Raw genomic sequence first — 11,738 nt, 5'->3', positions numbered from 1 at the left:
CGCGCAACGCGCCGCTTAGTGCCCGTTGCTGCCCGGCGGCGCGCAACGCGCCGCTCAGTGCCCGCTGCCCTGTTCCTCGTGACCGCCGAACTGGTAGCGCATCGCCGAAAGCAGCCGTTCGCCGAAGGTGTGATCGCGCCGCGACCGGAAGCGCGCATAGAGGGCGGCCGACAGCACATCCGCCGAAACCGCTTCCTCGATGGCCGCGAACACCGTCCAGCGGCCCTCGCCGGAATCGGCCACCGACCCCTCGTAATCGGACAGGCTCTCGTTGCCGGCCAGCGCGATCGCCGCCAGATCGAGCAGCCACGACGACACCACCGAGCCGCGCCGCCACACCTCGGCAATGTCGGCCACATTCAGGTCGTAGCGCTCGGCTTCGGGAAGCGCCGGCGTGTTCTTGTTGGCCAGAATGTCGAACCCCTCGGCAAAAGCCTGCATCAGGCCATATTCGATGCCGTTGTGGATCATCTTGACGAAGTGGCCGGAACCGGCCGGGCCGGTGTGAAGATAGCCCTGCTCGGCGCGCGGATCGCGCCCTTCGCGGCCGGGGGTGCGCGGCACGTCGCCGGCGCCGGGGGCGAGGGCGGCAAACAGCCCGTCGAGACGGTTCACCGTCTGCGCCGGGCCGCCGATCATCATGCAATAGCCGCGCTCGCGGCCCCAGACCCCGCCCGAGGTGCCGACATCGACATAATCGAGGCCGCGGGCCTGCAGCGTGGCGGCACGGCGGATATCGTCCTTATAGAACGTGTTGCCGCCGTCGATGATGCAGTCGCCCGGCGAAAGCAGGTCGGCAAGAGCGGCAATGGCGGTCTCGGTGACGGCGCCGGCGGGCAGCATCACCCACACCGTGCGCGGCGCCGCCAGCCCGGCCACCAGCGCCGCAAGGCTCTCCGCCGGCTCCGCACCGGCCGCTGCCAGCCGCGCCCGCGCCTCTGCCAGCACGTCGTGGGCGACGATGCGGTGGCCGGCATCCATCAGCCGCAGCGCGATGTTGCCCCCCATGCGGCCGAGTCCAACGATTCCCAGTTCCACGTTGCCGCACTCCCCTCGCGCACCTGCCCCGGCCCGGTGGGCATGTGACACGACCCGGCCGGCCGGCGCAACATCCCGCCCGCCCCGGCTTGCCGGCCGCGCCAATCGGTGATCGTGTTGGGCAAACGAGAAGATTCGCGCGATGCGATCCGCTGCACCGGAAGGAATGCCATCATGGCCGAGACGACCGAACCCCCGCTTTCGCCGTTCGATCCGCCCGGCCGGCCCGGCACGCAGGCCCGCTGGACATCGAGCGCCAAGAGCGCGGTCGGCACGGCGCTGACCGCTGCAAGCCGCGTGTGGTTCACCATCAGCCACGGCATTCTGAACGAAGTCTATTATCCGCGCGTCGACAGCGCCTGCACCCGCGATTTCGGCCTGATCGTGACCGGCCCCAACGGCTATTTCTCCGAGGAGAAACGCGACACGAGCCACCAGATCGCCATGATCGCGCCGGGCGTGCCGGCCTTCCGCATCGTCAACACCGCCCATGACGGGCGCTACCGCATCACCAAGCACATCCTGTCCGATCCCGCCCGCGACACCGTGGTGCAGCAGATCGCCTTCGAGGCGCTGCAGGGGGATGTGGCCGATTACCGGCTGTTTGCCCTCGTCGCGCCGCACATCGTCAACGCCGGGGCGGGCAACACCGGCTGGGTCGGGGCCTACAAGGGCCACCCGATGCTGTTTGCCGCCGGCTCCGGCCACGTCCACCTCGCGGTTGCCGCCTCGGTGCCGTGGCTCGCCCGCTCGGCCGGCTTCGTCGGCGTTTCCGATGGCTGGCAGGACCTGAAACGCCACGGCTTCCTTGCCGAGCGCTTCCTCAGCGCCCGGGATGGCAACATCGCCCTCATCGGCGAAATCGACCTCGATGCCGCCGGGGCGCCCGTCACCCTGGCACTCGGCTTTGCCACCGGCGCGGCCGAGGAAGCCGCCCAGCGCGCCCTTGCCTCGCTGCAGACCGGCATCGCCGCCCTGACCGAGCGCTACTGCGCCGTCTGGCAGGACTATCAGTCCCGCCTCATCACCCTCGACCGGGTGGACGGCGTGAGCGGGGTCGATCCCTATCGCATCTCCACCGCGGTGCTGGCCGTGCATCAGCCGGTGTCGTTTCCCGGCGCCGCCATCGCCAGCCTGTCGGTGCCGTGGGGCTTCAGCAAGGGCGACGAGGATCTCGGCGGCTACCATCTGGTGTGGCCGCGCGATCTGGTGGAAACGGCCGGCGGCTTCCTCGCCGCCGGGGCGACCGGCCACGCCCGTGACATCCTCGCCTACCTGCGCTCGGTGCAGGAGGCCGACGGGCACTGGTCGCAGAACATGTGGCTCGACGGCCGGCCCTACTGGAACGGCGTGCAGATGGACGAATGCGCCTTCCCCATCCTGCTGGCAGACCTGCTGGCGCGCCACGGCGTGCTGTCGCCGGGCGAGCGCGCCTCTTACCTGCCGATGGTGCTGAAAGCGGCGGGCTTCCTCGTCGTCAACGGCCCGGTGACCGGTCAGGACCGCTGGGAGGAAGACGCCGGCTATTCGCCGTTCACGCTTGCGGTGGAAATCGCCGCCCTGCTCGCCGCCGCCGACATGGCCGAGGCGGCCGGCCTCGGCGATCAGGCGCGCTATCTGCGCGAGACCGCCGACACCTGGAACGACGAAATCGAGCGCTGGACCTTCGCCACCGGCACCGGCCTGTGCAGCGACCTCGGCATCCCCGGCTATTATGTGCGCATCGCCCCGCCCGACGCGGCCGACTGCGCCTCGCCCCTCGACGGCTTCGTGCCGATCAAGAACCGCCCGCCGGGCGAGAGCGATGCCCCCGCCACCCGCCTCGTCAGCCCGGATGCGCTGGCGCTGGTGCGCTTCGGCCTCAGGGCCGCAGACGACCCGCGCATCGTCTCCACCGTGCGCGCCATCGACGCCACGGTCCGGGTGGACCTGCCGCAGGGGCCGCTGTGGCGGCGCTACAACGGCGACGGTTATGGCGAGCACGATGACGGCAGCGCCTTCGACGGCACCGGCACCGGCCGGCCGTGGCCGCTGCTGGCGGCGGAACGGGCCCATTACGAGATCGCCGCCGGCCGCATGGACACCGCCCGCGCCCTGCTCGCCACACTGGAGGCCTGCGCCAGCGATGGCGGCATGCTGCCGGAACAGGTGTGGGACGGCGCCGACGTGCCCCACCGCGAACTGTTCCGCGGCAAACCGTCCGGCAGCGCCATGCCGCTGGTGTGGGCCCACGCCGAGCACATCAAGCTCCTGCGCTCGCTCGCCGACGGGGCCGTGTTCGACCAGCCGCCGCAGGCCGTGAAGCGCTATCAGACCGACCGCGTCACCTCGCCGGTGCGGCCGTGGCGCTTCAATCACAAGCTGCGCATGCTGCCGGCCGGCAAGCTGATGCGGGTGGAACTGCTGCGGCCGGCCACCGTGCGCTGGACGCTGGACGACTGGACCAGCATGCGCGACGACGACACCGCCGACACCGGGTTCGGCCTGCATTTCGCCGACCTGCCGACCGCGGAGGCCGCGCCGGGCACGACGGTGGTCTTCACCCTGCGCTGGCATGACGACGGGGCGTGGCTCGGCGAGAACTTCACCGTCACCGTGCGCGTGCCGTGAGCGCGTTCAGGCGCGCCGGGGCGGCTCGTCGCGCACCTGCCACAGCCGGAAGCCGTGCTTCCGCCAGAACCGGCCGGCGGAGGCGCTGAACAGCCGGACATGACGCAGCCCCTTGCGGCCGGCATCTCCGCCCTCGTGGCGCATACGCACCCGGTGGGCGAACAGAATGTCGGCCACCCGGCCGGCCCGCAGGCTGATGTCGAAATCCTCGAAATAAAGGAAGAAATGCTCGTCGAAGCCGCCGATGTCCTGAAACACCCCGCGGCGGAAGGCCATGAACGCACCGGTGACGATGGGCGGGCCGCGGAAATCCGCGCCGGCCGCCCGGTCGGCCATGGCATAGGCCGACAGCGGGCCGGCGATCAGCCGCCGCAGCCGCCCCGGCAGAAAGCCGCGCCCGAACAGCACGGCAAACGAGGGATAGCGCTTGCACAGATGGCTGACGTGCCCGCCCTCGCCGACGAAGGCCGGGGTGACGAGCCCGACGGACGGATTGTCGCGGAAGGTGACGAGCAGAGCCGCGAAGGCCTCCGGCTCGTAGACCAGATCGGGGTTGGCGACGACGAGGAAATCGGCGCTCTCGGCCAGCAGAGCGCGGTTGTTGGCCGCCCCGAAGCCGACATTGCCGTGACCGGAGAGGATATCGGCCGCAACCGGCAGGCCGGCCGCGAGATGGCGCTGCAACAGGCCCTCAAGCCGCGCGCGGTCGGTGCCGCCGGCAGTGTTGTCGACGAGGTGCAGGCGGAACGACACGCCCGGAAACGCTCCGCCGGCAACGCGCGCCGCCCGCGAAAAGCTCTCCAGCATGTCCGCAACGGTGCGGTCGGCCGTGTGGAACGTGGTCACGGCAACCGCGACGACGGGGCCGGCGGCCCCCGGCACGGCAACGGAAGGCTCAGGGTTCAAGCCACGCACTCGGCAATGTCGGAGACCTGACGGAACACCGTGCACGGCGCATGGGCTTCCAGCGCCTCGACGCGGGTGAACCCCCACGACACCGCCCCGAACGGAATGTTGGAGGCGGCGGCGGCATCCATGTCGCGGATCTCGTCGCCCACGCACAGCACTTCCTGCGCGGCCAGCCCGCTCTTCTGCAACACCTTGCGGAACTTCGGCTTCTTGCCGAACATCGTGGCGCCGCACTCATAATGCGAGACCAGCCCGGCCAGATCGGGGCCGAGGATGGTGCGCACGTTGGTCTCGGTGTTGGAGGTGACGACGGCGATTTTGACCCCGCGCCCGACGAGGCCGCGGAACAGTTCGTCGACCCCGTCGAACAGCGGAATCAGATGGCTGTCGCGGCCGGCGAGCTGGCGCAGGTGCAGGGTGATGCGGGGCAGCTTCCACAACGGAATGCCGTGCAGCTCGATCAGCTTGCGCGCGCTCATGGCCCGCAGATCGTCGAGCCGCGCCCGGTCGACCTTCTTGAAATTGAAGCGGTCGGCCACGCCGTCGACGATATCCAGGAACCACGGCATCGAATCGGCCAGCGTGCCGTCGAAGTCGAAGATCACAAGCTTGTATTTCATGCCTGCTCGTTGCATCCGGTCCGCTCTGTCCGGCGGGCCTCGGGGGTGGTCGGCCCTGTCCGCCCCCGGCCTGCCGGCCTCCCCCCGAAATCGGGCCGCCTCGTCCTGATGCGCCGGCGCGGGATCGGGTCCCCGGCGGGATCGCCCCCGGGATCGCCCCCCCTGCCGGCGCACACCTTTTATCATTGAGCATGATGCGGCACGAATGTGCAATCGTCGCGTTGCGTCAACCGGCCGCCCGCCGACGCTTAGCCGCCGACCGTGTTTGCCTCGACACGGCCGCTTTGCTGTGAAAGATGCTGCACGACGAGGGCAGCGGCAAAAAGGCCGCCGGCCCGGCCGGGCGGCGGCCGGAAAAGGCCGCCGGCACGGCAACATGCCGCACCGCGCGGGTCCGGGGGGCGCCGGGCAGGACAATCGGGACGGGGGCACAATGCTGGCTTTGACGGGCGCCGGCGGGTTCGTCGGCATGGCGCTGCGCCATCGCCTGATGCGGGAAGCGATGGCCGTGCGCCTTATCGTGCGCGCGCCGCTCGCCGCAGAAGGCGGCAGAGAACATGTTTTCGAGGCCGGCGACCTCACCCGGCCGGACTGCGACTTCGCCCGCGCCGTCGATGGCGCCGCCGTGGTGGTGCATCTCGCCGCCCGCACATCCGGCACCGCCGGGGGCGATGAGGCGGCTTTCCGCGCCGCCAACGTCGCCCCGACCCTTGCTCTTGCGCAGGCCGCGGCACGCGCCGGGGTGCGCCGCTTCGTCTTTCTCTCCAGCCTCAAGGCCGCCGGCGAGCGCAGCCGGCCCCGCCAGCCGCTGACCCCGCAGGATGCCGCCCCGGAAGATGCCTATGGCCGCTCCAAGCGGGAGGCGGAAGAAGGGCTGGCCGGAATCGCCGCCCGCACCGGCCTTGAGGTGGTGGTGGTGCGCCCGCCGCTGGTCTACGGGCCGGGGGTGAAAGGCAATTTCCGCCTGCTGATGGGGCTGGCCGGTTCCCGCCTGCCGCTGCCGCTGGGGGCCGTCGATAACCGCCGCAGCCTCGTCCATGCCGATAATCTGGCCGATGCCATCGTGGCGGCCGCCACGCGGCCGTTCGCCGGGCCGTTCGCGCTGCACCACATCCGCGATGAGGGCGACCTTTCCACCCCGCAGATGATCCGCACGCTCGGTGCGGCGCTGGGGCGCCGGCCGCTGCTGCTGCCGGTGCCGGTGGGCCTGCTGCGCGCCGGCGGACGCCTTCTGCACCGCGAAGCGATGGTCGAACGGCTGGTCGGCTCGCTGGCCAGCGACGACAGCGCCTTCCGCACCGCCTTCGGCTGGCAGCAGCCGGTGCAGATCGGCGCCGGGCTGGCGGAAACCGCCCGCTGGTACCGCGCCCTGCGCCACGCCGCGGCGGCGGGCAGCAGCGCCTGAGCCACACCGGCCGCACGCGGCTACACCCGCCTCTGCCCGCCCCGAGACAAGTCAGTCCATCCCGCGTCCGACGCCGAGAGTTTCCCGCCGATGACCAACCCGTTCTCAATGCCGACCGAAAAGCCCGGCCGCCCGCCGGCCAACCCGCTCGACCGCGGCATGCGCGTGCTCTCCAAGGCCGTGTGGTGGACGCTGACCGGCCAGATCGGAACGCGGATCCGGGAACGGCGCGAATTGCGCGCCAACGTGCCGCCGGAGGCGTGGAAGCTGCCGCGCCTGTTCGGCCTTGGCGGCACGCTGGCGAGCCGCTCCATTCCGGCCGAGGCCGATACGGTGCTGAAAGTGCCGTTCGCCTACAGTCCGCAGCTTGCCCGCCCGCCGCGCATCGCCGTCGTCTGCCCGGCGTTCTATGCCGCCATGGCCGGCGAGATCGCGTCGGACCTGAAGAACATTCCCGTGCCGTTCGACTGCTTCCTTTCGACCGACACCGAGGAGAAGGCCGCCAGCATCCGCGCGGCCTTCGAAGGCTGGACGCGCGGGGCGATGGATGTGCGGGTCATGCCCAACCGCGGGCGGGATATCGCGCCGAAGCTGGTCGGCTTCCGCGACATCTATGCCGATTACGAGCTGGTGCTGTTCCTGCACTCCAAGCGCTCCACCCACCATTCGGCCGGCGGCGACTGGCGGCGCTATCTGTTCCACCACCTCGTCGGTTCGCCGCAGATCGTCGCCTCCGGCCTCGCCGCCTTCGAGGCCAACCCGCGGCTCGGCATTCTCTTTCCCCAGCACTGGAAGGGCGTGTCCTCAGCCATCCACTGGGCCTATAATTTTTCCGCGTGCCTGCAGCTCGCCCGGCGCCTCGGCGTCGACATCGCGCAGGATCGCCTGCTGGATTTCCCCGCCGGCTCGATGTTCTGGGCCCGCAGCGCAGCACTGCGCGCGCTGCTCGACCTCAATCTCTCGTGGGATGATTTCCCGGAGGAGAAAGGACAGGTCGACGCCACGCCCGCCCACGCCGTCGAACGGCTCATGCTCTATGCCTGCGAGAAGGCCGGCTACACCTGGGCCAAGATCGCCGATCCGGCGCTGCTGAAGCTCGAATCGCACATGGTCACGGTCGACAGCCCCGAAACGCTCGCGGCCACCCTGCGCGGCGGCCCGGCGCTGCTGTCGGTTTCCGCCAGCGCGGGGGCTTCCACGCTGGTGCTGTCGGACGAGCGGCTCCGGCCGCTGCGCTTCGTGCCGGAAGACGGCGGCCGCCCGCGCCTGACCCTCATCGCCTCCGCCCGGCCGGAGACCGGCCTTGCCACCCGCCGCACCACGCTGATCGAGATCGCCCGCCGCGCCGCCGCAGAGCGCGGCCGCAGCCTGCGCATCATCGCCTGCGACCGCTTCGATGCGCCGTGGATTGCCGCGCTGCGGCTCTATCTCGCCACGCTGGAAGAGACGGCAAGGCCCGAGCTGGTGGTCATTCCGGCCGAATGGCGGGCCTGGAAGGCGCGCGTTCCGGTGCAGCCGGACGAGGGCTTCTTTGCCGATACCTGGCGCGATGCCCGTCTGGCGCTGGCGCTCATCGACGACCAGCGCCGGTTCTTCGGCCGCGGCGGCCGCCTCGTCTACGATATTCCGGACCTGACGGCGGCGGGTGTGGTGCCGGACATCGACCAGCAGGGGCTGGCGGATTCGACCCTGACGCGGGGCAACGACATCGTGGCGCTGTTCGGCTCCACCACGCTTGCCGCGTCCACGGCCGCAGCCGGGCTGCGCTTTCTCGACCAGATCACCGTGCGGCCGGCCTGGCTGCCGGCCGCCGCGCCGGCTGCGGCGGCTGCGGCGCAGCCGGCGGCAAACCGGCTGATCGTGCCGTGGAACCCGGTTGCCGACCCGGCCATGGCGCGGCTGGTGGTGGCCACTCTCGACCGCTGGCAGCGCAGCGACCCGTTCACCACCGCGCGGTGGGAAATCGTGGCCTTCGGCGAACCCGGCGCCGATCTGACCCTGCCGAGCGGCGGCCGGGTGAAAAACCTCGGCCGGCCGGCCGCCGACACCTTTGCCGCCATGGCCGCCGGTGCACGGCTGGCGCTGGTGCCGCAGACATCGCAGGTGGAATCGGCCACTGCGCTGGAACTGGCCACCTTCGGCCTCACTGTCGTCAGCAACCGCCACGGGGCCTGCGACCTCGCCCGGCTGGGACCGGCCTTCCGCCTCGCCGCGGCCGCCACCCCGGAGGCACTGGCCGCAACGCTGACTGCGGCGGCCGGCGACGCCGGCAGCAGCGGCGGTGCGGAGCGGATTGCCATCGACCGCGCCTTCTCCACCCCCGCCCAGATCGAGCAGACCGCACGCTGGGTCGCAGCCCAGTTCTGACGCCGCACCCGTTGCCGGCCGGCCCGCCCGCGCGCCTCAGCGCGGCAGGCCGGCCGGCGGCACGCGCTGCAGCAGGCGCACGTCGCCGAGCCCGACTTCGCGGCAGTAGGGACCGTTGAGAAGATCGAAACGGATTTCCGCGATGCCGGGCGCGCGGCGCCAGCGCGCCGAGGCATCGAGCGGCACCAGACTGAGCGGGCCGGAGGCCTCGAAGAACACGCTGTTCGCTTCCGAGAACGGCTCGCCGGCTGCCCGCCACAGCACCCGCCACACCGGCGCCACGCCGGGTTTCTTGCAGCGCGACGAGAACAGCAGCAGGCCATCCCGCGCCGGCTGCAGCGCCGGCTGCGGGCGGAACAGCCACTGCGGTGCCAGCCCGCTGAAGCCGAAGCGCCCGCCGGGCGTCTGCGGGGCGACGACATCCTGCGTGCCGGTCACCGACAGCGTGACCGGCGACGGCTTCGTCTGCCCGGCCAGCAGCGGCAGCGAGCGGCCCCAGGCTGCGGGGATCCGGTAAAGGAACGGCTGGTCGAACGCGCGCCGCCAGAGTTCGTCGTCGCCGGGGCCGGAGCCGGGCCGATCCGGCCCGATCACCCGGAAGCGCGGCTGTTCGCCGGGCGTGCCGGCAGGCAGCGCGGCAAGCGGCGGGTCTGTGGCGACCGAGTGCCCCTCCAGGCGGGTTATCGTCCGCACCACACCATCGGAAAACTGCAGCCGGTCGCCGACAGCGAGATAGCGCGCCGCCGCCGGGTCGAGCATGAAGGACCACGTCGCCGCCGTGGCGCCGCTCGCAAGGCCGCCGGTCCAGTTTTCATCGGAGACGTCGGGCACCGTGATCTCGCCGCCGGCCGGCAGGCGGCCCAGCCGGCCGGCCAGATCGCGGCGGATGCCGAACAGGTAGCCGCCCCAGCGGAACGGCCGGTAATGGGCCTGCGCATAATCGGCGATCCAGTAAGACCGCAGCGGCAGGTTGACGCCGTCGAAGCCCTGAGCCCCGACATCGAGGAGCGCCAGCGGCGGCGGGTTATCTCCGAGCGCGGCCAGAAAGTCGCGCTGGAACGCCACCGGCGCAGCATTGTAGAAGCTGGCGACCGGCGGCAGCGCCGGCCGGTTCAGATAGAAATAGAGCGCGCTGCGGTTGGAGAGATCGAGGAAGGTCTCGCCGTCCTCCAGCAGTGCGCCGGCAACCGTGGCCACCGCTTCGATGCGGCGCACGTGGGCGGGATCGGCACTGCCGGCGCCGAGCCGCGGCAGCATGGCCGAAACCGGCGGCAGCGGCGCAACGGCCACCGGCGGCAACAGCGGCCCGCCGCGCCACAGCGGCGCAACGGGCTGCGCGACAGCCCCCAGCAACAGCGCGAACACGATGCCGGCGCGGGCCTGCATCGCCGGCCCCTCGTCGGCGAACAGCCGCGCGAACCACACCGGCAGGAACACCAGCACCGCCGAAGAGGCGATCACCGCCCGCGCCGGCGCGGTGTCGAGGCGCCCGGCCGCATAGGCATTGAGCAGCAGCGCCAGCAGCGTGACCGGCCCGGCCACGACCACCGCCGCCCCCAGCCGGCGCAGCGGCGGCGCGCCGGGCGGCAGAGCCCGGCGGCCGGCGAACAGCACCGCGACAAGCGGCGCCGCGCCATAGAGGAAGGCGAGCGGCAGATCGGCAAGGAACGGCAGGTCGTCGTTGCCGTAGATCGTGAGATTGGTGAGCCCGGAGACGCGCAGGAAGGCGAACGCACCGGCGATCTGCGGCCAGAACAGCGCAACAACGGCGGCCGCGGCGAGCGCGGCGGCCGCCGCAAAGCGCGCGGCGGCCGGCCAGCCGCCGCGGTGCAGGTGCAGCAGGGTACCGGCCGCCCCGGCGGCCACCGCAATCGCCGCGCCGAGCCCGGCATTGAGCAGCACGCACCCCGCCGCCAGCGCGGTGCCCGCAAGGCCCGCCCGCACCGGCCCGCGCAGGCTCATCGCCTCCAGCACGACGACGAGGTTCAGGAGGCCGATGGTCTTGTCGCCGCCGAACGACAGGACCAGCGCCATGCACAGCCCGCCCACGGGCCCGAGGCGCACCATCAGCCGCCAGTAGAGCAGCCCCGCCGCCACCCAGCCGGCAAGGGCCGAGCCGACCGCAATGCCCGTCGCCGTCGCATTGCCGTTGAGAACGGCAGCGAGCGGACCGAGCGCATCGGAAAGGCCGTGGGGCGGCACAAAATCGCGGAACCAGACCGTGGAACCGGAAAGCGCCTGCGCGGCCAGAAGCGTCTCGCCGAAATGATAGTCGTCGCTGCTGAGAAAGGCCGGCGCCGCAGCCGGCAGCATCAGGACGGCGGCGGCAAGGGCCAGCCCGAAGGGTGGCGGCGCACAGAGCGGCGGCACGAGGGGCGGCCGCAGCGTGCGCCAGAGCATCGCCAGCGCCTGCCCGCCGGCCACGCCCGCCGCCAGCAGAAACGGGCCGTCGGCCGGATGCAGCGCAAACGGCGTGGCCGCCGGCTGCCAGAACAGCGGCGCCGTCAGAAGCGCGACCGCCGCCAGCCCCGCCAGCCCTGCGGCGGCGGCGGCCGGCAGCCAGCGCTCGCCGAGCCGCCCGCCCGCCAGCGCCAGAACCGGCATGAGCACGGCAAACACCCACAGCGGGTCCGCCCCGGCGGCACGGGAGGCCAGCACGGTCAGCGGCGCGGCGATGAGCGCCACATGGCCGGCCGCCCGCTGCCACGCACCCCCCCACAGCGCCGCGCAGACCCAGAACGCCGCAGCCAGCGACAGCAGCAGCACCACCCCCGCACCCGGCCCGCCCG

The 11,738-nt window shown here is 71.9% G+C and carries 6 protein-coding genes and 1 pseudogene; 3 read left to right on the top strand and 4 right to left on the bottom strand.

Features of this window, described 5'->3' with window-relative positions; all coding sequences use genetic code 11:
- Window positions 1-54: 54 nt before the first annotated feature.
- The gene (gnd, locus tag V7067_RS06840) at window positions 55-1,038 is read right to left on the bottom strand and encodes a phosphogluconate dehydrogenase (NAD(+)-dependent, decarboxylating) (RefSeq protein ID WP_334175139.1); all 984 of its coding nucleotides are present in this window, start codon (window positions 1,036-1,038) and stop codon (window positions 55-57) included.
- 174 nt (window positions 1,039-1,212) lie between these two features.
- Between gnd and V7067_RS06835 the strand changes: the two genes are divergently transcribed.
- Window positions 1,213-3,648 (top strand): glucan 1,4-alpha-glucosidase, encoded by a 2,436-nt coding sequence (locus V7067_RS06835; protein ID WP_334175138.1) that lies wholly within the window; start codon window positions 1,213-1,215, stop codon window positions 3,646-3,648.
- Window positions 3,649-3,654: 6 nt separating this feature from the next.
- Here the strand turns inward: V7067_RS06835 and V7067_RS06830 are convergent, their stop codons facing one another.
- Together V7067_RS06830 and V7067_RS06825 are read right to left on the bottom strand one after the other, a co-directional pair.
- Entirely contained in the window at window positions 3,655-4,554 is a 900-nt protein-coding gene (locus tag V7067_RS06830) for a glycosyltransferase (RefSeq protein ID WP_334175137.1), read from the bottom strand.
- The gene (locus tag V7067_RS06825) at window positions 4,551-5,177 is read right to left on the bottom strand and encodes an HAD hydrolase-like protein (RefSeq protein ID WP_334175136.1); all 627 of its coding nucleotides are present in this window, start codon (window positions 5,175-5,177) and stop codon (window positions 4,551-4,553) included. The genes V7067_RS06830 and V7067_RS06825 overlap by 4 nt, the downstream gene beginning before the upstream one ends.
- A gap of 433 nt (window positions 5,178-5,610) precedes the next feature.
- Here V7067_RS06825 and V7067_RS06820 point away from each other — a divergent pair, with 433 nt between their 5' ends.
- Both V7067_RS06820 and V7067_RS06815 read left to right on the top strand, forming a co-directional pair.
- Window positions 5,611-6,582 carry an NAD-dependent epimerase/dehydratase family protein gene (locus V7067_RS06820; protein ID WP_334175135.1) on the top strand — a complete coding sequence of 324 codons (972 nt, stop codon included), beginning with the start codon at window positions 5,611-5,613 and terminating at the stop codon, window positions 6,580-6,582.
- 90 nt (window positions 6,583-6,672) lie between these two features.
- Window positions 6,673-8,949: a rhamnan synthesis F family protein gene (locus V7067_RS06815; RefSeq protein ID WP_334175134.1), complete on the top strand. Its 2,277-nt coding sequence runs from the start codon at window positions 6,673-6,675 to the stop codon at window positions 8,947-8,949.
- Between the two features lie 36 nt (window positions 8,950-8,985).
- On the opposite strand, the pseudogene V7067_RS06810 reads toward V7067_RS06815, so the two are convergent.
- Window positions 8,986-11,738 (bottom strand): annotated as a pseudogene (locus tag V7067_RS06810) (hypothetical protein); the annotation flags it as partial.

This window comes from Pseudoxanthobacter sp. (assembly GCF_036822375.1).
Classification (GTDB): domain Bacteria; phylum Pseudomonadota; class Alphaproteobacteria; order Rhizobiales; family Segnochrobactraceae; genus Pseudoxanthobacter.
This window is presented reverse-complemented; position numbering and strand designations above follow the sequence as displayed.